This window comes from Sporosarcina luteola, from assembly GCF_007991495.1.
In the GTDB taxonomy this organism is placed as follows: domain Bacteria; phylum Bacillota; class Bacilli; order Bacillales_A; family Planococcaceae; genus Sporosarcina; species Sporosarcina luteola.
The window spans coordinates 21,016-42,236 of sequence record NZ_BJYL01000031.1 but is presented as its reverse complement, the minus strand read 5'-3'; the positions used below and the strand labels follow the sequence as shown (position 1 = coordinate 42,236).

The window sequence follows — 21,221 nt, the reverse complement described above, 5'->3', positions numbered from 1 at the left end:
TCACTCCCTCCTACTCGATTGAAAGCATGGATTAGAGATCTTATATAACAGGTAATACTAGTGTCAAAGAATGGAGAGGATGTTAATGAAAATAAATCAATTGATCGCCAACAATATTAAAAGATTGGATGCAGATCTTCCTAAAAACAAATCGCTAGGTATCGCTGGATTATCTGGATCTGGAAAAACGACATTCTGCCAAACTATCGGGGAGGAATCAAAAAAGCGTCTCGTTTCCTTATTACCAAAGGCGGACTACCAGTATCTGTTCCCAAGTATCATGGAAACGAATTTCAGTGCCATCAAAATGGAAGAGATGCCTTTAGTGCTTTTTCTCGGAAGATCATCCATTTCTTCAAATCCCCGCTCAACAATTGGGACGCATACAGGAGTATTTAAGGAAATCCGCGATTGTCTTGCAGAAAAATTTCATCTTTCTCCGGAAACATTTTCATTTAATAACGAGTTAGGCTGGTGTCCAAAATGTAAAGGGCGCGGCAGTACGAGCAATGTGGAGTGTAAAACATGCGGTGGGAAGAGGTACAGCCCAGAAGTTGAACAATACACAATTGATTTATTCAATACTACGCATTCTATTTCTGATATTAATAATTTGAGTGTCGAGAGAATCCTTTCACTAGCCGAAGAATTACATATAGGCGAAGCAAAACAACTTATTCTCAAAAATATAATCAATATGAATATCGGTTACTTAACGTTAAATCGGATTATGGGAACATTGTCGGGCGGAGAATTAACACGACTCTATTTGGCGGAATTCATGGCGACTAGCGAAAATACCACAATTATTATCGATGAAATTTCAGTGGGGCTTGATCGTCAAACACTATTGAAAATTCTGGAGCAAATAAAGCAATTAGGCTATAAAAATCAAATTTGGCTCATCGATCATTCTGATACTGTACTTGATACAACGGATGAGCAATTGTTCTTCGGTCCTGGTAGTGGGAAATACGGAGGGAAGATCGTGGATGAATCGCCCCGGCCTAAACCTGTTTTTCAGGAATTGAATGAGACAAAGCCCACAGAACTTTATCAATTTAAAGATCTTTACTGCCGTACTATTCAAATGGATGAGTTTCACATTCCAAAAAACAGACTCGTTACTGTGACAGGGGAGTCTGGCTGCGGTAAATCAACACTTGTCAATGAATGTGTGGCGAAAGACTTTCTCAAGCGTTATCCAAAAGACAAACTGGTTATGGTAGGTCAGGATCGTAACCAATCAATAACAAGCCGGTCAACCGTTGCAACATTTCTTGATATTAAACAGAAACTTAACAAATACAGCGACGAAATCGATGATATCTTTGAGCGCTCAATAGAAGATATTATTGTCGAATTGCCAAATGAAGATATCGCGCATAAACGCCTAAGTTTATTGATCAAACTTGGGCTCGGTTATTTGACGTTGGAGAGAAAGACACAGACATTGTCGACGGGTGAATTCCAATGTGTCCATTTAGTTTCGGAACTGTTTGCAAACACGAAAAAACCACACACCCTTTTTATTTTTGATGAGCCCTCGAAAGGTTTGTCCCAAAATATATTAAATCAATTCATTGATAGTATCAGGCTGATTTTGCAAGATGAAACAGTTTCAATCGTTATGATTGAGCATAATGAGTATATGATGGAAAGCTCGGATTATATCGTCGATTTTGGGAAGCGACAGAACGAACCTGTCACCCATTTGGAAGTTGTCAGTCACGACGTCTATTTCGTCAATAAAAACAAAGATAGTATGGAGATGCCGGCACCAATTTCGTCTGCACTCAAACAGCAAAAAGGTGTCCGCTACTTGGAAGAAAATCATATCGACTATTTTAAGAACGCCGAGAATATTTATAAAGGCGGCATTTTGAAAAGTTTGTCTTCAATGGCTCGCTTGATTTACGGCGAATACGAATCTGATACAATTGCACCTGTTATTGCAATCGATCTTGAAAGACATTTATATAGCCAATATAGTTTTCTTTATGAACTTGGCGGTCTTATCAACCATATTGTGGCTGCGCATCCGACGAATAAGGATACGAAAAGCTTCGATTTCTATAATAAAGACAATCATTGTCCTTCATGTTCGGGCCGTCTACAGATTGAAGTGTTTGATAAAGATCTTGTCATGCAAGACAAAAATGTTCCATTCTGGGATGGAATGCTTCATCCAGCCGTGATGGATGTGTTGAAATTTTATAAATATGAAAAGTTGGAGTTCCTATTTGGGGAAATTAAGAATGAAATAGGTCATGATCTGACAAAAAGCTATAACGAAATGACCGATGAAGAAAAGCATACATTTTGGTATGGATATTTTGAGAAGTCGTTTTATGATAAGGAAGGCAAGGCGCGCAGAACGTGGGTAGGCTTTAATACAATTCTTGGAATGTACATCTTTGTTTCAAAATCAATTATAAAAGAGCAGATGAAAGCTTCTAAAGTAATGATTGATTGTCCTATTTGTGAGGGAACAGTCTTAAATCACCAGAAGCCCCTTACATTTGGAAAAAAAGATATTCGCGAGATGATCAGAATGCCGATTAACGAAGTATTGAAGATCGTAGGTGACTTGCCTGCACTCACAAAGCTGAAATCGATTGTTGGCGGCGATATGACGTTGAATGAGGACGTATCCTTGCTTCCTCGGGAAATACAAGTAGCCTTGAAAATAGTTGAGCTGGAACAGGCAAGCTTTATGGGATATGAAATGGTATTGCAAAATGTCTTGCCTTTTTGGAATACGATTGAAGATAATATCAAATCGATCAGCAATAATAATCAAGTGACAATCTGTGATTTCCCAAATGTGAATGAAACAAGAGAAACCATTATCGATAAATACTTCACAAATGGCAAATATAAAAAACTGACTTATGTGTATGAAGCATTTGGTTATAAAAAATTAATTACCCAAATAAATAAAATTAGAAAGAGCAATCCTTGCCCATATTGTAAAGGCAAAAAAGTGATAGCAGAAGATAATTTGCATGATGGGGTATTTAAGTTGACGATTCCGTGTGTTAGTTGCCGAGCTACTGGTATCAATGAGGAAGGTCTCAAAGAATTTGTCGAAGAGGTAAATGTGCATACTTGGCTTTTGGGTAATGTAAGTGATGTTGTGGATAAAAGCTTGTATACAAAAGATGTTGCAAACATCCCGATTTTTAATCGTATTCGTGAGTTGAATAAACGGGAGATGATGGCGGTGTATGAATGTTTGGAAATAAATAGATAACTCAAGTACTAAAACTGATGCCCCTACACAAGGATAAGAGTGTAGAGGCGTCTGATGATTAAGGCCATCTGAAATTTTTCTTCTTTTTATCTTTATTACCCGCTCGCAATTCCGCAAACTCCTTCGCAATTTCCTCTTTCATATCTTTTGGTTTGATCTTTTGGTTTTTAGGAGTTTGAGGCAAGGAATTTGTATTATTTCCGGTCTTATTGTTATGTTCATCTCTTCCCATGATTTTTCGCTCCTTTCATTATCGTCGTTCATAATATGGCGTAATTTAATTGTTTTATGCTGAACAAGGTACCTTTTCTAGGCATATGAATATGATGTCATGAACGAAAAAATGTTTGGAGGTTTTTCTAGAATGGTTAACAATTGGGAAGGACATTGGCAAAATCCGCAATATCGCAGGATTACAATGGCGCAGGCGATTGAAATAGCATTACAGCGTGTTCCGGGTGATGTTGTCGAAGCGGAATTGGATTATGATGATGGCGTTTTGCTTTACGATATTGAGATCCGCAACGCTCAAGGCGTAAAATATGAAGTGAAAGTGGATGCGGTAACAGGAGAAGTGATTAGAGTTAAGCTCGACTAATTTTGCTTTGTTTTTTGCTGAACCTCCCGTTGTCCAGCTTCAGGCGCTAGGGAGATGCCTTAATTTCTGCAAAAGCCGCAGAAATACGGCAAATCGAACCCTGCGCAGTTCGACTTGCTCGGGTCATAAGTCAAAGCTGCTCTGTGGCAAAGACCGCCACGCCGCATCTTCGCCTTATGCCTGTCGGATCTGTGCAAGCGCCTTTCGGTTTTAGAATGTTCTGGATAGGGTATGCTAAAAAGGAGCATACTATAAGGAGGTTCGGGATATATGTCACTAAGTGAAGAACTGAAAAGCCTAAAGGAATACAAATGTAATTCCCGTTGTGTGTTGAGTGTTTATCTAAATACGAACCCAGCTGATCCGGAGCAACAGAATGGTGCATGGCGCATTCATCTGAAAAATGGTTTGAAGCGGTTAGCTGAGTATTTGGAAGCCTCTCAGGATCAAAATGAAATTAAAGCGTTCAAAAAACTGAAGGATAAAGTAACGAAAGAAATTGAAGGTAATCAAAACGACTTTAATAAAGGGGTCGTTATTTTTGCGTCTGAAGACCCGGAATTATGGTCCGTCCATTATGTTCAAGTACAAGTGAAAACGAGTTTTCACTGGGAAGATCATGCGGTAACTGAAGAGATGGAGTATATGTTAAAAGCATATCCAGAAGCGGGTATCATATTACCGAGCCTCGGAGAAGTGCGTATTTTAGATACTGCAATGGGATTCATTAACGATGAGATGACTTATGAATTCGACTCGGGCCTTCAAGTATGGAAAGAGGCAAATGGCGCAAGATCTTCAGTCCAAAGAGGGTCTGGCGGCGGACAAAGTGACGAATTCGACGATCGTTTGAGGGAAAATCTTGAACGGTTTTATAAGGAGTTGGGTGCAACTGTCGAAAAGATGCGAAAAGACCGAAACTGGAAAGAAATCTATGTCGTTGGGGAAGCTGAACTTGCAAATTCATTCACGAAAGCCCTTCGGACAAAACCGAATAACAGTATTTATAAAAACTTGATTAACGTGCAACCTGAAAAAGTCCTTCATCAAGTCTTTGAAAAATAATCAAGCTAAACCGTCTCTTACATGGAGGCGGTTTTTACATTTTCGGACGAATACATAGCCATTGACATATCATAGAGAAAACGATCGATGGGAGGTTGTACTGTGGGACTATTCTTTAATAGAAAAAATGAATTGAATATATATAAAGGCGAACAAGTTTCGGAGAGGAATCAAGCGATCTATCGATCTGATTCAATAACAAAAGCGATAGAAGTACAAAAAAAGGCATATGATGAAATGAATGAAAAATATAGTGAAATGGAAAATCAACTAAAAAAACAAAGAAGAATTCAGTCAGACCGCTGGAGGACAGCAAGCATACGCTTCGATGAAATCGTAGATAACCAATCTCAGCATCATCAATTCGAACAAGACGCGATCGATGCGCTTGAACGGTTAGATCGACAGAATATAGAACTTCAAAACGTTTTGAATCAAAAAAAGAAAGCGAATGAAGATCTTGTCAGCCAAATTAATTTATTGAATCAGGCTAATTCAGAAATTGCGGAACGGTTGGATAAATTTGATGCGGATCAGGTATTGCTTCTTCAAAAAATGGATGAACAAATCGAAAAACAACATCAATTCTCCCTTTCATTAGAAGAACAGAAGACAACACAGCTGACAATGGTAGATAAATTGGAGCAGCAAGAGGGGTTAATCGACAAAATGATGAGACAGATGGATTTCCTGAAATCAGTCTTGTTTGAACGGTCGCATTTCATTGCAGAGAAAATCGATAAAAGCTATCAGCTGACGACAACTTATATTAGTAGTTTGAAAGGTAAATCTAAACAATCGCATTCCGACTAACTAACGCCAACCCCATTACAGACGTAAAGTGTTAAGTGGGGTTCGATTGGTATCATTCTTTGCTGTTGTCCATATAGTAGAAGTAAAAGGAGGTAAACGATTGAATGAAAATGAAAAATTGAGAGAAACAACAGTCGAGAAAACAATCGAACAGAGCATCGAACCTGTTGCCAAAACTGAAGGTGGAAAAACCTCTATCGGTCTAACAGAGAACGTCGGCGGAATGCTTTGTTATATCTTTATTATCGGTCTTATTTTTCTTTTTATGGAAAAAGAAAACCGTTTCATCCGCTTCCATGCTTTACAAGCGGTGTTCTTGGCTGTTGCGATTTTCCTGATCAGCATTGTAATAGGTTTTATACCTGTCCTTGGGATTATTCTTAGTCTGCTACTAGGTCCACTCGCTTTCGCATTAATGATATTCATGATGTATCAAGCGTATCAAGGGAAATACTACAAATTGCCTTTTATTGGCGATATGGTGGAGAATCAATTGGATAAAGCTTAATCCAAAAATCCGTCCCGAAATGTGTTCGAGACGGATTTTTTTAATTGGACACCTAATACCCCAATCCTCCTATAGCTATAACGAATAACCAAAAAAGTACTTTCATCACTAAAGCGATACTGCCTAAAATGACGCCTGCAAATGCCATTCCCTTTCCATGTTCCGTTTTTTTGCCCATCGTTCCGAAAATAATCGCGAGGATACCGAGTAAATAAGGAAGGAGAGGAACCAGATTTAATACGACACCTAAAATTCCCAGAACGAGTGAACTGACAGCCATTCCGTTTGTTTGCTGTTTTTCAATTTCCAAAAACTTCACCCCCACTATGACAGCGTATGCTGATTAGGTGAGTGATTTGATTAAAACCAGCGGATATGTAACTATTCATAGAAAATAGTAAAATTTGATTCTTTCGTGAGTATAGAAATGTTATACTATTAGTCGGATGGACAATAGTATGTCGCTTAGGAGGAGAATCATGATTTCTTTTAAAAAACCAACAGTTGAGCAGTTTTTCCGCACGTACACGATTACTAATTTTGCAGTAAACAACGATGAGACGAAACTTATCTTCAATACGAATTTAAATGGAAAGATGAATTTATGGGCAATGGATTTACCGGGCTCATTCCCTTATATGTTTGCCCATCGGGACGAGTCATGTAATTTCATAAAATTCGATCCGAATAACCGCTATGTCCTCGCTGGATTCGATAGTGACGGTGATGAAAATTATCAAGTCTACTCCATTCCATTTGAGGGTGGGTTACCACAACCCTTAATTACGGGGGATGCAAGTGAGAAATTTTATTTCAGTCATCTGAGTGAAGATGGAAAGCGGATCTATTATGTTACATCCTTGGAAAACCCGATGTATTTGAATACGCATATGCGCAATTTGGAAAGTGGTGTGGATACGCTTTTGAACATTGGTGAAATTTCACCGACAGAGCTTGCTGCAGTTTCGGATGACGAAAAGAAATTCGTCTTTTCGCGCGCATTTGCGAATACGTATGTGATCAGCTTTGTGAAAGTTGGAGAGGAAACAGTTAATTTAACGCCCGATGCAGCTAAAGTGCATGTTTCTTATGATCCAGTGTTCACGGATGATGAAACAATCTACTTTGTAACGGATTATGAAAGCGACTTCTCTTATATTGCGAAATTTGATTTGACGACAAAGTCTTTCTCGAAGGTATTGGAAGTTGAAGGGGAGAGCGTCCAGACGATCAAGTTTAATAAGGACAAGGGAGAGTTTTATTTCATCACTTCCAAAGGCGTTTCGGATAAATTATATCGCTATCAACTGGATGGGGAACAGGTGGAAGAGTGCCAATTGCCTGTAGATGTAGTTGATCAAATTAGCTCTACTAAGTCAGGTAATCTTTATATTTTAGGAAGAAGCGCGACGGTTCCACATAATCTATTCAAATCGGAAGATGGCCAAAAGTGGGAGCAACTCACGGAAAATAGGGTTCTTGGTGTCAGTCAGGAGGGAATGGTTGAACCGGATGTTGTTTCTTATAAGTCTTTTGATGGCTTGGAAATTGAAGCTTTATTATTTAAGGCAAAACCAGAGAATGCCAATGGCTACACAATCTTCTGGCCGCACGGTGGTCCTCAATCTTCGGAGCGCAAAATGTTCCGTTCGATGTTCCAATGTTTCTTGAACAGAGGATATAACATTTTCGCACCAAACTTCCGAGGTAGCACAGGGTACGGCTCTGAATTCACGAAAATGGTGGAGCAAGACTGGGGTGAAGGCCCGCGCCTTGATTGTTTAGCGGGGATTGAATGGCTGTTTGATAATGGCATCACCGACCGTGAACGTCTCTTCCTCGTTGGGGGGAGCTACGGAGGCTATATGGCATTGTTGCTGCACGGACGTCATGCCGACTATTTTAAAGCTGTTGTAGACATTTTTGGACCATCCGATTTATTCACATTCGTCAATTCCGTGCCGCCGCACTGGAAACCGATTATGGATCGATGGCTTGGTGATCCGGAACGGGATAAAGAGCGATTCGTAAAAGATTCTCCTGTTACGTATCTCGATGGAATGGTGAAGCCAATGCTCGTTATCCAAGGTGCAAAGGATCCCCGTGTCGTGAAAGAAGAATCCGATCAGATTGTTGCCAAGCTGGAAAAGCTGGGACGCGATGTTGAATATCTAGTGCTGGATGATGAAGGGCATGGATTCTCGAAGAAGGAAAATGAAATTAAAGTTTATAGTTTGATGTTAGAATTTCTTGAGAAACATCAGAAGTGATTGGAAAAAGCTGTCCACCGGTGACATTGACCGATGGACAGCTTTTTTGTTAGGAGTTCTTGTTCCTCGTTAAAGAGTTCTCATTTAAGCTTATGGAGTTCTCGTTCGTATTCAAAGAGTTCTCCTTTAAGCCTGTAAAGTTCTCGTTCATCGCCCGAGAGTTCTCCTTTAAGCCTATAGAGTTCTCGTTCATCGTCCAAGAGTTCTCATTCCTGCCGAAAAAATTCTTCTTTACTCCCAGTCCTGCCTTTGCAAATCTTCGGCAACAAGCTGCAAGTCATCTGCCGTAATTGTCAGTACCTCATACTCGCTCGTCTCCGCAAATTTTAATGCCATTCTTTTCATGAATTTCGGGGATCCTTCATTGTCCTCATCGTAAACGATTAATATTCCGTCTGAATTTCGTAATAAAAACTTATCCCGCTCGATGAATTGCCATGGAGCTTCGTAAGGGCGTTTCGTCAAACTGACGGTATAATCCGCATGCGCAAGAATGAGTTGATACGCTTCCTTTTTCGCCTCGTTCCAGTTTTTCTCTTGCTCCAGGAAAGGGGTGATGACAGCGAATTTCAATTCGGGATAATCGTTCTGTAACTCAATAACAGTTTCAGCCGCCCACGTTTCAACTCCCGGTTGGCCACTAATAATCACCCATTCCAATCCACTTTCAAGCAATGGAGTCAAGCGGCTTTCCAAAGACTTCTTAATAATTTCAATGCCCGGATGTTTATCATTAAAGATGCCTAATTCATGTGCTTTATAACCTGTTATGACAAGTCTTTTAATCATTTATTCATATCCTTGATGGCTGTATGCGCCAATTTTGAGATGACCATATCATCCATCGGCGGATTATGCAAACCAGCGCGGACATCCCGATAATAGCGTTGCATTGGATTGGAAAGATCCAAGCTTTTCGCCCCGACGATACGCATCGCTTGATCGACGATGCGGATCGCCGCATTTGTTACAACATGCTTTGCCGCACCTAATTCTTGCTGAATGAACTTTCTTCGGCTCGGATCATCATATGCAGCTGCGACGCTGTAAAGAAAGTGCCTCGCTTTCATTAAATTGAGATCAATTTCGCCGATATGGCTCTGCACATTCGGCAAATCGGAAATCGTCCCTTGAATACTATTCGGACTATATTCGACAGCATATTTCACTGCATAATCACGAGCTGCTTGCGCAATCCCTAAATAACAGGCTGGAATATGCAGTAGCCATCCGTTTAATTTATCTCCCCGCCGACCTTTGCTGAATTCGACAAAGTTTTTTTCATCGACTTTCACATGATCCAAAACTATGTCATGGCTTTCAGTGCCCCGCATGCCGACCGTATTCCATGTCTCTTGAATGGATAAGCCTGCACTATTCCTGTCAATTAAGAAAAAGCCGATTCCTTCCTCCTCGTCTACCCAAGCGGATACGAGGAAGTGGGTAAGGACAGGAGACATGGACGTGAAGTTTTTCTGTCCGTTAATGACCCAGTATACGCCTTCTTTAACGGCAGTTGTTCGCGGACGTCCGCCCCGAGTCGGACTGCCGGTTTGGGCTTCACTCGCTGCCCGATTTACTAATGCGCCGTTCAAGACCTCTTTTGAAAATTGCTCCAATCGATTCGCTTTCCAAAGCTCATTTTCATAAAGGTCGCCGACAGCCCCCTGATGCCAACCGATGGACAAAGCGGTGGCTCCATCGTAGGAGGCGAGCGTCTCTTGCATCAAAACCATATCTGTTACGGTGATTCCGCCACCGCCATAATGTTTTGGAAGGGTGAGCGCCGTATAGCCCAGTTCGACGAGCGAATGAATATTTTCTTTCGGAAATGAGGCAAGTCGATCCGTCTTTTCAGCTGAGTTTCGAATTTGCATTTCTAGGCCCTTTAATTTATCCATCCATTCTCTTTGCTGATCGGTTGTGATGAAAAGCTCCTTTGACATTTAGACACATCCTTTATTCGACATCATCGTTATCTATCTCTATTATACGCAACTTGGAGAAGTTTGCAGGGTTACAATCTTGTGTTAGTAATGAGGTAGACAGAGACGTTCAGGTGAATTAATGTAAAGACATAGAGAAAAGGGCAGGTGGATGAAAATGGAGATTAGAAGATTACGCCCGCAAGATGCGAATGCGTACCTTGAAATTCGATTAGAAGCTTTACGTACCAACCCCGAAGCGTTTGCCAGTAGTTACTTGGAGGAAAGTGGACAGACTGCTGAGAAATATAATGAAAGATTTGCAGCTGACGATTCTTTTACCTTCGGTGCTTTCAATGATTCAGCACTAATTGGCGTCATTACATTAATTCCTGAAAAAATGACTAAACTGCAACATCGTGCATCAATTGTCGCCATGTATGTAACGCCTGAAAAACGGGGAAACGGTTTAGCGAAAGAACTCATGAAAGAAGCAATCAAAACGGCAAAGACGATAGAAGGCATTGAGCAAATTCATTTAACAGTAGTAAGTTCAAATGCGGCTGCGCTTGGGTTATATGCTTCTCTTGGATTTAAAACATACGGGCATGAGAAAAATGCTTTGAAAATCGACGGCATTTATTATGACGAAGAGTTGATGGTTTTATTTCTGAATGAGAGTATTGAAAATTAACGACAGAAAAGCACCACTCAATTAAGAGTGGTGCTGAATAATTTAATATAGGTAAGCCGCCTTTGCCGTATCAAATCATAGAAAGTTTTAAACCACCACTCCTCAAAGTGGGTGTTCGCAAAAACATTCCTGTTTGTCCCCATCAGTATTGGATAGGGCTTGCCATTCCTGTTCTTATATAAAACTCCCTTTTACAGCATAAAGGTTAAAACTTAATGTTATACGTACAATGCAGCTTATGTATATATAATACATTGGTTACAGAGAGTTTTCAATGTTAATGTTTTCCTAAAGTACTAACCTTTCCGCAAAATAAATAAACCTCATATAGGCTATATAATCTTCAATCACTTTACGTTATAATGGGACAAAACTTCAGTGGCTAGGCACTGTACATGAAATGAGCGATGTAGTTGAAACAACGAGAGCAATGGACTTCGAAGATCGGGTTTGTATTAGCTGCTGCGGGCAGCGCTATAGGGCTTGGCGCGATATGGAAGTTTCCGTATATGGCGGGGACGAACGGCGGAAGCGTATTTGTATTATTATTTATCGTCTGTACGTTGGCGATAGGTTTGCCTATTTTATTGGCGGAATTTGTTGTTGGCAGAAGGGGACAGCATGATGCGGTCACTTCTTTGAAACGGTTGGCTCCCGGTAAGCAATGGCATTTAATCGGTTGGCTGGGTTTAGGCACTTCATTTATTATATTATCGTTTTACAGCGTTGTTGGAGGGTGGATATTATCTTATTTGGCGAGGGCAATTGTGTCACGCCTTGATACAACGGACTATGGCGGCCTTTTTAATTCGATTATCGCAAATCCAGTTGAAGTGCTGCTTGCTCAGGCCGTCTTTATGATATTGACGATTTGGATTGTGCAGAGCGGCATTAAAGGTGGGATTGAGCGTGCCAGCCGATGGATGATGCCTTTATTATTCATTTTCTTCATCGTCCTTGCGATACGATCGGTAACACTTGACGGAGCAATGGAAGGGATACGTTTTCTTTTCGTCCCAGATTGGTCTTATTTAACGGGAAAAACATTTTTACTTGCACTCGGACAAGCATTTTTCTCGCTAAGTGTAGGTGTAACAGCAATGCTTACATATGCATCTTATTTGTCAAAAGAAGAAAAGCTTGGCCAATCTGCATTTAATGTATCCATCTTAAATATATTCATTTCTTTGTTGGCGGGTATCGTCATCTTTCCGGCAGTATTTGCGTTAGGGCAATCCCCTGCGGAGGGGCCAGGGTTAATATTTGTCATTTTGCCGGCTATTTTCAATGAGATTCCGTTCGGTGGATTTTTCATGATTCTATTTTTCATTCTATTATTATTCGCAACATTGACTTCTTCGATTGCAATGCTTGAAATTGTAGTGTCTACAGGCATCCAAAATAGGAATGATCGAAGAAAGAAAGCTGCGTGGGTGTTCGGTTTGCTCATCTTTATCGTCGGAATTCCAAGTGCTTTATCATTTGGTGTTCTATCAGACGTAGAAATGCCTGGAGGTTCGTTTTTTGACTTTGCAGATATGCTGACAAGCCGGATCGGAATGCCAATCGGCGCGCTTCTTATCTCCATTTTTGCTGGATTCGTCTTAACGACTGCGGACACGAATGATGAACTGCGAATGCATCCGTTTTTAAATCGTGCATGGAAGTTTATTGTCCGTTTCATCGCACCGTTAGCCATTATAATTATTTTCATCGCATCATTTTTCACTTGAACAAAAACCGCTTACAATGTGTAGGCGGTTTTTGAATTTAGTATTACCAAGCTCTTCTCCTCCTGCAAGTGAACCTCATCTGAAGCCTCATATAGTTGTGAAGATTTCTTGCGTGATTTCCCATTTGCGTATCTTCAGCTAAATATGGTCGTAGACGTCGAAGTAATTCGCTATCGCAATAGCAACGGTCGCCATTCAGACGATAGCATTCGTCATGTGCTTTACATAAGGCATCCACCTTGTTAACGGGATAACCCGGTCCGCTACAACCAGGTCCACACCAGTTATAACCTGGAAATACACAAAAGCGAATTCTCTTATTGTCCTTAGGAAACAACCAGACTACCTCCTTTCTTTTTAAAAGCCATTCTAAAAGGGATCATTCTATTTTATTCCCCGATTGGAGCTAACAAATAAGCAGGAACCTATGCAGAGTCAATTTGAAAAACATCTGTAGCGACATGACATTGGTACACTCCAATAACATGCGGGCTCGAATAAGCTAGATAGACAGGCTTTACTCTGTACAAATGTATAGGACATGCTTGAATGTTCTTCAAAAAGCAAATGGCAGCTGCAAAATTAGGGTTAGTGAATAAAACAAGGAGTGCTTATAGATGGGGATTTATTTGAAGTCGGTTCCTTCATTATTTGTTGGAATACTCACGTTTTTATATGGAGGCTGGAGTGTATTGCTAGCTATTTTAGTAGCACTTGTTGTAATTGACTATATTACAGGGATGCTTGCGAGTGCATTGAAAGGGGAATTGAGAAGTAATGTAGGTTTGCTTGGCGTCGCGCGCAAAGTTTTTATATTTGCAATGGTGACTGTAGCCCATCTCATCGACCTTCTATTAATAGAGAACGGGATTGAGTCGTCTGAAGTGGTGATGACGATGGTTATCGTTTTCTATGCAATCAATGAAATTCTATCCATTACCGAAAATGCCGGCAGAATTGGATTACCAGTACCTGAATATATAAAGAATGCGATAGCAATTTTAAAGAATAAAAAGAACAATAAATGAGGAAGTAGGACATTGGGGAGTGCATGAACAAATTATCTACTTAATATTTCATCAGATTACTTTCCAATGAGATGCACACTTTTAGTTTGAAATGTTGCCTCGTGGGAAAATTAGTAACGAATGAAAAGTTGAGGAGGTGAGTCCATGGATACAAAATACGGAGAGACCCTTAAGGTGATTCTAAAGTGTCTGGAGGACTGCAATACTTGTTTCGATGCATGCCTGAAAGAAGAAGATGTTAAGATGATGGCTGAATGTATTCGGTTGGACAGAGAGTGTGCTGATATTTGTACATTCGTTGCGCAGGCGATAACACGCAACAGCCCATTTGCTGGACAGATTTTAGAACTTTGTGCAGAAATCTGCGACCGCTGTGCAGAAGAGTGTGCTAAACATGACATGGATCATTGTAAACGCTGTGCTGAATCATGTCGCAAATGTGCAGAAGCGTGCCGTCAAGCGGTGGCGTAATCGATACAGTAACTTAACAAACGAGCTATCCCAAGAAATTTAAATGGTGTCTTGGGATAGCATCTTTTAAAACCTCTCCCTAAGTCAGTCGGGAAAGGTTTTTTATTTATATGTTATGGATAGTTTGGACATTGAAAGGAGGAAAGCCATGGACACTTGCGAAGAGTGCAGCGGACAGGTTGCAGTAATCGTTGATATATCAAAAGGGATTATCGTACCGTGTCCTGTTTGTGAAAGAAACTCAAAGATCATAGTTACTGTTCATCCTGAAGATTAGGAGCAACCAAAAAGACAGGAACTCAAATCAGTCCCTGACAATTAAATATATATGGGGTTTGATTTTACCTCGGAATAAACATCTCTTACCGATTCATAATGTTGATTTGCTTATTTAACAGATCTATTTGTTTCTGCATGCGATCTATGTCTTTGGATAGTTTTTGGGTATCACCAGAGTTTTGTTTGTTCGTGTTTACTAGTTGTTGTACCGCAAGGCCAGCGGCTATGGTTGATATTCCATCTCCTAATGTAGACAACGCAGCGCCTAGCCATGCAAGTTTGGCAGCATAAAGTTCTTGGGAATCTGTGTTTTCGCTAAATTGTCCATTATTGTCATTGTACATTATCTACCAATCCTCCTTGTTTATTTTATGGAGGAAGACGAAATATGAAAGTTGTCCATGTAGGCAAAAAAAGACAGGTTCCTCCTGTCACTGATAGTATTCATGAAATACGAAAAGAACTGAAGCTGCTAGTAACACTTGGCGCGCAGGCAAAATAGATACATATATAGGAAAGGTCATGCGACTGGGTCTGGCACGACAGAGTATATCGGTCGAGGGACCATTCGGAAAGGACAATATTTTGGCGGGCGATATTGTCAAAGTACGGAGTATGTAAAAAAAGAGGGGGCTCCTCTTTTTCATCTATTATTAGCATTTTACATAGCCCATTAAGAATTTCAACCCCAGTTTTATCCCAGCGCATAAAAAAACAGCCCCTAGGCATCCGGCCTAATAGGACTGTTTCTGGAGAAGGTTGTTGTTCCGACAACCTTCCTACGGGTTTGGCACCCAATGATTCCGACTGGGCTCGAACCAGCGACCTCTACCCTGTCAAGGTAGCGCTCTCCCAGCTGAGCTACGGAATCGGGATGACTTGCTTACTGCACATTTATTATTATAGCGGGTTTGTAATAGAAGTCAACACTTTTTCTAAAAGTTTTTCCTTATGACGATAAAAAGGTAGAATGGAAAGAAAAGGGGGGAGCGATATGCAAATTTCATTACCGTTCAAGTATGATTTTGACCGCGCGCTCGAACGGTTGGCGGGGGATCCGGTGAATGCGGTCGATTTGCAGAAAAGAGAAGTGCGGATTCCAATGGAAGAAGGGAATATTGTTAGCCTTCGCGGTTTAGGCTCCACGGATTCGCCTTCATTCTTGATTGATAATGTACTAGATGATGCGCAACTTCAAAAAGTGAAATCCATCTTTCATTTTGACAGGCGTCTAGATACGATTGCCGAGCATTTTAAGCATACCGATTTAGGACAACTTTTCATCGACCATGCAGGAACACCGCTCGTTAAAAGCTTTTCACTTTACGGTACACTAATGAAAAATATCATTCATCAACAACTGAACCTGACCTTTTCGCATGTGTTGACAATGCGTTTTGTAGAGACATTTGGTGACAATCAAGATGGTGTCTGGAGATATCCGAATCCTGATAAGATTGCCGCTCTCGAAGTGGATAACTTGCGGGAGTTGCAGTTTAGCGGGCGAAAAGCGGAATATGTCATCGGTCTTTCGAAAGCGATTGTTGAAGGGGAATTGGATTTAACTAAATTTGATCATAAGGAAGATGAGGAAGTCATATGTGAAATGGTTGCGCATCGTGGTGTTGGTCCGTGGACAGCACAAAATTTCCTCATGTTCGGTTTAGGGAGACCAAACTTATTCCCAATCGCGGACATTGGGTTGCAAAATGCTTTGAAACAAGTGTGGGGACTTGACCGCAAACCGACGAAGGAAGAAATGATGGAACGTTTTCCTGACTGGTCACCTTACTTAAGTTACGCAGCATTGTATTTATGGAGAAGTATTGAATGAAAAAGCTTCCCTTAGACGAAAGGGAAGCAAGTTTATCTATTATTGAGTGTGTATTTGTTCATGATCTTGTTCAAGTTCATCGTCAAAGTAGAGGAAAGTCTCATCATCCAGGTCAGTGATGCGCTCCTTGTTGAGACCTAATGAAAGATTTCCTTCAAAGATTGTTTCCCACCAAGTTTCTGTTGTTGTCATGTTCATTTCCTCCATTTCATTCATAATCATTAGTAGTGATGTGTTAATTCTTTACCCTTGAATGAGAGGAACTGAAACGCAAACTACCGAAAAAGTATCTTAAGGCCTATCGCTTGCTATCGGTTTAACTGCAATCGAGTTCATTTTGTTTTCATCCTTTATTTCATACTAAAAACGCAAAACGAATCGATTAATTGTGTAATGATAGTATATGTTGACGGGCGTTTTCCCAAACTGCGTAATTGGTCGGAATTTGACGATTGATATTCAGTCCTTTTGCTATATTGACAATTTGATTTATCGGAGGAGGAGATTATAATGTCTATTTCACACAATATCGAATCAATGATTACTTCTCAACATAACTTCTATTTCTCGGGAAAGACTAAAGATGTCGAATTTCGAATTGATATGTTAATGCGTTTAAAAGATGCCATCAAATCGAATGAAGAGAAAATTCATGAGGCATTAAAAAAAGATTTAGGAAAAAGTCCATTTGAAGCTTATGTAACAGAAGTAGGATTTGTTTTATCGAGCATTTCATTCATGATAAAGAATTTAGAGGAATGGATGATACCGGAAAACGTGAAGACACCGGCTCATTTACAACCTGCGAAAAGTTTTATCGTACGGGAGCCGTATGGTTCGGTACTGATTATCGGACCTTTCAATTACCCGTTTCAGTTAGTAATGGATCCGTTAGTCGGAGCGATTGCAGCTGGCAATTGCGTGATTGTGAAGCCGTCAGAAATGGCTGCCCACACCGCGGCGGTCGTAAGAGATTTATTAACCGACATTTATCCTGCAGAGTACGTTCAAATTGTGGAAGGTGGAATTGAAGAAACGACGGCACTTATTCATGCACCGTTCGACTACATTTTTTTTACAGGCAGTGCCGCGGTAGGAAAGGTCGTCATGAAAGCAGCTGCCGAAAGACTCGTCCCGGTAACGTTGGAACTTGGTGGGAAAAGTCCTGCGATTGTGGACCAGACCGCAAATATTAAAATAGCTGCCGAGCGGATTGTCTGGGGGAAGTTTGTCAATAATGGCCAGACATGTGTTGCGCCTGATTATATACTCGTCCATGAAACGGTAAAAAAGAAACTTCTGAAGGAAATCAGTAATTCCATCCTTGAATTCTACGGCGAAGATAGTTCGAAGAGCGAGGATTATGGAAGAATTGTCAATAGAAAACATTTCGACCGGTTAAATAAGATGCTTAAGGAAGAAAAAAATCAAATCATTTTCGGCGGCAAGACAGATCAAAATGACCTCTATATCAGTCCGACGATTTTAGATGATATTTCATGGAATAGCCCATCAATGGAAGAGGAAATCTTTGGTCCGATTCTTCCGATCATCACCTATCAAAATTTAGGGGAGGCTATTCATCGGATTCGGCATTTGCCAAAACCGTTGGCTGCTTATTTGTTTTCTGAAAATGAAAAAGCACAAGACTATTTCTTGGAAAACCTTCCTTTCGGTGGGGGCTGTATTAATGATACGGTGTCTCATGTTGGAAACATACATTTACCGTTTGGTGGAATCGGCACATCAGGTATGAATGCCTATCATGGCAAAGCGAGTTTTGACTTGTTCACCCATTCGAAATCGATCATGAAGAAAAGTACTAAACTCTCTGTCCGACTTGGTTTTCCGCCTTATGGGAAAAAGCTTTCAATCATTAAGCCGATAATTCGTTAATCGCACATTGAACAACCCATTAATCTATAATTAGGTTAGTGGATTTCAGTGAATGGATTTTAGTTTTTCATTGATGCACATCTAAAAAAAGTAGTAAACTATGTATCATACATTTGCAATCATGTAAAAATGGATTTTTTTAAAAAGACGAAGGGGATGGGAAGTATGTATCAATTTAATGAGGAAAGAACAACTGGACTGTTAAAGAGATTAGTGGAAACACCGAGTCCTTCCGGTTTTACCGAGAAGGTAATGAAGGTTATTAGTAATGAGTTTGAAGATATTGGTGTTCCGTATAAAAAGACGAATAAAGGAGCCATTATCGCAACTGTAAAGGGCAAGGATGATTCGCGACATCGGCTATTGACTGCCCACACTGATACGCTTGGCGCAATGGTAAAGGAAATTAAAAGCAATGGCAGGCTTAAACTGGCGATGATAGGCGGATTCAATTGGAATGCTGTCGAAGGCGAATATTGCCATATACATACCGCTTCCGGCAAAGAGGTTCGTGGGACGATTTTAATGCACCAGACAACAGTACACGTGTATCGGAATGCTGGTACTGCTGAAAGAAATGCTGACAATATTGAAGTGCGAATCGATGAAAAGGTGAAAAATGCTGCAGAGACGAAGGCGCTTGGCATTGAAGTTGGAGATTTCGTTTCATTTGATCCGAGATTCGAAGTGACGCCTAGCGGGTTTATTAAATCCCGTCATCTGGACGATAAAGCAAGTACAGCATTGTTGGTAGATCTAGTTCGTTCCGTAAAAGAAAACGTAATTGAATTGCCGCATACGACACATTTTTACATTTCGAATAATGAAGAGATCGGTTATGGAGGGAATTCCAATGTTCCTGCTGAAACGGTAGAATATATCGCCGTTGACATGGGAGCGATCGGTGATGGACAAACTTCAGATGAATACACAGTATCGATTTGCGCAAAGGATTCAAGCGGTCCTTATCACTACGCATTGACAAGGCATTTGACAGGATTATGTGAAAAAGGGAGCATTCCATTCAAACTTGATATTTACCCGTATTACGGGTCGGATGCTTCTGCTGCAATTCGCGCAGGCTTCGATGTGAAACATGCGTTATTCGGACCGGGGATTGAGTCGTCACATGCTTTGGAAAGGACTCATGTCGACTCATTGAAAGCGACTGCACTACTATTACATTCGTATATTACTTCAGAAATGATGGATTAACGGGAGGCAAGTCATGGAAAGCGACTACTTATTTTCGAGCTTACCAATAAAGAAAGTGGAAGGGATTTTACCTGAAATCGTCACGGATCTTGCTGTCGATTCCAGAGCAGTCAACGCGGGGGGCGTTTTTGTTTGCATTAAAGGTTTCACGGTGGATGGACATGCTTATGTCCAAAAGGCGATTGACCAAGGGGCACGCGTTATTGTAGCGTCCGACACTGTCAACGTGGATGCAGAGAAAGTGGCTGTCGTCTATGTGGAGGATACGACGAGGGCTATCGCCTTGCTGGCGCCGCGATTCTTTAACTATCCTTCCAAGCAGATGACGATGATTGGCGTGACCGGTACAAATGGCAAGACGAGCGTCAGCAATATGCTGAATTCGATTTTGCAGCAGGCAGGCGAAAAATCCGCTGTTACCGGGACAATTGGTTTTAATTTGGATGGTGTGTTGTATGAAACGGAAAATACAACAGCTGATGTGCTGACGACTCAGCGGATGATTAGCGAGGCAGTGAATGCCGGTTGTACAACGATGACGATGGAAGTTTCTTCTCATGGCTTAATAGAAGGAAGGCTATCTGGCACTGAATTTGATATTGCTGTTTTTACGAATTTATCACATGACCATTTGGACTACCACCAGACAATGGATAATTATGGGCATGCCAAAGGACTTTTATTTGCTCAGCTTGGACAAGACTTGGCACAGTCGAAATTCGGAATTGTGAATGCAGACGATTCTTGGGGTAGGCGGATGAAAGAAATGACACCTTTCCCGATATTGACGTATGGGGTTCATGAACAAGCAGATTTTAAAGCGTATGATTTAAACTTAACAGCAGAAGGAACATCCTTCCAATTGCGATCGCCTGTTGGTGAATTTGAAGTTTCTATGGCGCTGATCGGTGAATTTAATGTGTATAATGCACTTGCGACGATTGCTGCCCTGTTCGCGAAAGGGCTTGAAATGACGGAGATTTTGGACGGATTAGCTGTCATTCCAGCTGCGAAAGGCCGGATGGAGAGAGTTGAAACGGACCTGCCGCTCACGATCTATGTCGATTATGCACATTCGCCTGATGCAATTGAAAAGGCAATTCAAGCCATTCTTCCTTATAAAAATCGAGAAAGTAAATTAATATTTGTCATCGGAACAGGTGGCAACAGGGATCGGAAGAAACGACCAATCATGGCGGAAAAGGCGTCCATCGCCGATTATGTCATTTTAACGACCGACGATCCCCGTGATGAGCCGTATGATTCAATCCTCTCCGAATTGGAAGCGGGCATGAAGCATGATCAATATGCATGCATTGGCGACAGAGAAGAGGCCGTTCGCCACGCGGTTTCAGTTGCTGAACGAGGCGATATTATTATTTTTGCTGGTAAAGGGCATGAGGATTTCCAAATTGTTGGAAAGGAAAAACTGCCTCATTCCGACGCGAAAATTGCATTGGATGAAGCCGGAAAGAAGTTTGGAGAAGGAATTGTGGAAAAATAAGTTGTTAAAAAGTCGTCTTTTTCGGGCGGCTTTTTTTGCAGGATAAATTTTCTTGTTCAACATGTATGCAATCGAGAAAAAAATGTTGAAATTGACTTGTTTTCTGTCTATGCTTAGAAAAGCGGAAAAGAA

21 protein-coding genes and 1 tRNA gene are annotated in these 21,221 nt (G+C 40.9%); 14 read left to right on the top strand and 8 right to left on the bottom strand.

Going from position 1 to position 21,221, the window contains the following annotated elements; genetic code table 11:
• The first annotated feature begins 85 nt into the window (after positions 1–85).
• Positions 86–3,256, top strand: coding sequence for an ATP-binding cassette domain-containing protein (locus tag SLU01_RS11745; RefSeq protein WP_147058522.1), 3,171 nt, complete (start codon positions 86–88; stop codon positions 3,254–3,256).
• Between the two features lie 58 nt (positions 3,257–3,314).
• Here the strand turns inward: SLU01_RS11745 and SLU01_RS18015 are convergent, their stop codons facing one another.
• On the bottom strand, positions 3,315–3,488 hold the full coding sequence (locus SLU01_RS18015; RefSeq protein ID WP_170232688.1) for a YfhD family protein: 174 nt from the start codon (positions 3,486–3,488) through the stop codon (positions 3,315–3,317).
• Between the two features lie 132 nt (positions 3,489–3,620).
• On the opposite strand from SLU01_RS18015, the gene SLU01_RS11740 reads away from it, so the two are divergent.
• From SLU01_RS11740 to SLU01_RS11725, 4 genes are all read left to right on the top strand, one after another.
• Entirely contained in the window at positions 3,621–3,854 is a 234-nt protein-coding gene (locus SLU01_RS11740; protein ID WP_147058520.1) for a PepSY domain-containing protein, read from the top strand.
• Between the two features lie 270 nt (positions 3,855–4,124).
• Complete coding sequence (locus SLU01_RS11735) at positions 4,125–4,919, top strand: VLRF1 family aeRF1-type release factor (protein ID WP_147058518.1); 795 nt, start codon at positions 4,125–4,127, stop codon at positions 4,917–4,919.
• Between the two features lie 102 nt (positions 4,920–5,021).
• A complete protein-coding gene (locus tag SLU01_RS11730) occupies positions 5,022–5,732 on the top strand; it encodes a hypothetical protein (RefSeq protein WP_147058516.1) in 711 nt (236 codons plus the stop codon).
• A gap of 100 nt (positions 5,733–5,832) precedes the next feature.
• Complete coding sequence (locus SLU01_RS11725) at positions 5,833–6,240, top strand: DUF4870 domain-containing protein (RefSeq protein ID WP_246110970.1); 408 nt, start codon at positions 5,833–5,835, stop codon at positions 6,238–6,240.
• A 52-nt stretch (positions 6,241–6,292) separates the two neighbouring features.
• Here the strand turns inward: SLU01_RS11725 and SLU01_RS11720 are convergent, their stop codons facing one another.
• Positions 6,293–6,550: a DUF4190 domain-containing protein gene (locus SLU01_RS11720; RefSeq protein ID WP_246110969.1), complete on the bottom strand. Its 258-nt coding sequence runs from the start codon at positions 6,548–6,550 to the stop codon at positions 6,293–6,295.
• 169 nt (positions 6,551–6,719) lie between these two features.
• On the opposite strand from SLU01_RS11720, the gene SLU01_RS11715 reads away from it, so the two are divergent.
• Positions 6,720–8,510 carry a S9 family peptidase gene (locus SLU01_RS11715; RefSeq protein ID WP_147058514.1) on the top strand — a complete coding sequence of 597 codons (1,791 nt, stop codon included), beginning with the start codon at positions 6,720–6,722 and terminating at the stop codon, positions 8,508–8,510.
• 231 nt (positions 8,511–8,741) lie between these two features.
• Here the strand turns inward: SLU01_RS11715 and SLU01_RS11710 are convergent, their stop codons facing one another.
• Positions 8,742–9,299 carry an SLOG family protein gene (locus tag SLU01_RS11710; protein ID WP_147058512.1) on the bottom strand — a complete coding sequence of 186 codons (558 nt, stop codon included), beginning with the start codon at positions 9,297–9,299 and terminating at the stop codon, positions 8,742–8,744.
• Positions 9,296–10,456 (bottom strand): acyl-CoA dehydrogenase family protein, encoded by a 1,161-nt coding sequence (locus tag SLU01_RS11705; RefSeq protein ID WP_147058510.1) that lies wholly within the window; start codon positions 10,454–10,456, stop codon positions 9,296–9,298. The genes SLU01_RS11710 and SLU01_RS11705 overlap by 4 nt, the downstream gene beginning before the upstream one ends.
• A gap of 157 nt (positions 10,457–10,613) precedes the next feature.
• Here SLU01_RS11705 and SLU01_RS11700 point away from each other — a divergent pair, with 157 nt between their 5' ends.
• Complete coding sequence (locus tag SLU01_RS11700) at positions 10,614–11,129, top strand: GNAT family N-acetyltransferase (protein ID WP_147058528.1); 516 nt, start codon at positions 10,614–10,616, stop codon at positions 11,127–11,129.
• A 413-nt stretch (positions 11,130–11,542) separates the two neighbouring features.
• Entirely contained in the window at positions 11,543–12,862 is a 1,320-nt protein-coding gene (locus tag SLU01_RS11690; protein ID WP_147058508.1) for a sodium-dependent transporter, read from the top strand.
• A gap of 43 nt (positions 12,863–12,905) precedes the next feature.
• Here SLU01_RS11690 and SLU01_RS18245 read toward each other — a convergent pair whose 3' ends face one another.
• Positions 12,906–13,199, bottom strand: a complete 294-nt coding sequence (locus SLU01_RS18245; RefSeq protein WP_147058506.1) for a phospholipase — start codon at positions 13,197–13,199, stop codon at positions 12,906–12,908.
• Between the two features lie 280 nt (positions 13,200–13,479).
• On the opposite strand from SLU01_RS18245, the gene SLU01_RS11680 reads away from it, so the two are divergent.
• Complete coding sequence (locus SLU01_RS11680; protein WP_147058504.1) at positions 13,480–13,890, top strand: phage holin family protein; 411 nt, start codon at positions 13,480–13,482, stop codon at positions 13,888–13,890.
• A 144-nt stretch (positions 13,891–14,034) separates the two neighbouring features.
• The gene (locus SLU01_RS11675) at positions 14,035–14,361 is read left to right on the top strand and encodes a four-helix bundle copper-binding protein (protein WP_147058502.1); all 327 of its coding nucleotides are present in this window, start codon (positions 14,035–14,037) and stop codon (positions 14,359–14,361) included.
• Positions 14,362–14,723: 362 nt separating this feature from the next.
• Here the strand turns inward: SLU01_RS11675 and SLU01_RS11670 are convergent, their stop codons facing one another.
• Entirely contained in the window at positions 14,724–14,984 is a 261-nt protein-coding gene (locus SLU01_RS11670; RefSeq protein ID WP_147058500.1) for a translation initiation factor 2, read from the bottom strand.
• Positions 14,985–15,438: 454 nt separating this feature from the next.
• Positions 15,439–15,511, bottom strand: a tRNA-Val gene (locus SLU01_RS11665).
• Positions 15,512–15,634: 123 nt separating this feature from the next.
• Here SLU01_RS11665 and SLU01_RS11660 point away from each other — a divergent pair.
• Positions 15,635–16,474 (top strand): DNA-3-methyladenine glycosylase family protein, encoded by an 840-nt coding sequence (locus tag SLU01_RS11660; protein ID WP_147058498.1) that lies wholly within the window; start codon positions 15,635–15,637, stop codon positions 16,472–16,474.
• 39 nt (positions 16,475–16,513) lie between these two features.
• On the opposite strand, the gene SLU01_RS18010 is transcribed toward SLU01_RS11660, so the two are convergent.
• Positions 16,514–16,666 (bottom strand): hypothetical protein, encoded by a 153-nt coding sequence (locus SLU01_RS18010; protein WP_170232687.1) that lies wholly within the window; start codon positions 16,664–16,666, stop codon positions 16,514–16,516.
• A 318-nt stretch (positions 16,667–16,984) separates the two neighbouring features.
• On the opposite strand from SLU01_RS18010, the gene SLU01_RS11655 reads away from it, so the two are divergent.
• The 3 genes from SLU01_RS11655 (at position 16,985) to SLU01_RS11645 (ending at position 21,089) form a co-directional block, all read left to right on the top strand.
• Positions 16,985–18,370 (top strand): aldehyde dehydrogenase, encoded by a 1,386-nt coding sequence (locus tag SLU01_RS11655; RefSeq protein WP_174842647.1) that lies wholly within the window; start codon positions 16,985–16,987, stop codon positions 18,368–18,370.
• A gap of 165 nt (positions 18,371–18,535) precedes the next feature.
• Entirely contained in the window at positions 18,536–19,585 is a 1,050-nt protein-coding gene (locus tag SLU01_RS11650; protein ID WP_373866415.1) for a M42 family metallopeptidase, read from the top strand.
• A gap of 13 nt (positions 19,586–19,598) precedes the next feature.
• Entirely contained in the window at positions 19,599–21,089 is a 1,491-nt protein-coding gene (locus SLU01_RS11645) for a UDP-N-acetylmuramoyl-L-alanyl-D-glutamate--2,6-diaminopimelate ligase (protein WP_147058494.1), read from the top strand.
• Positions 21,090–21,221 lie beyond the last annotated feature (132 nt).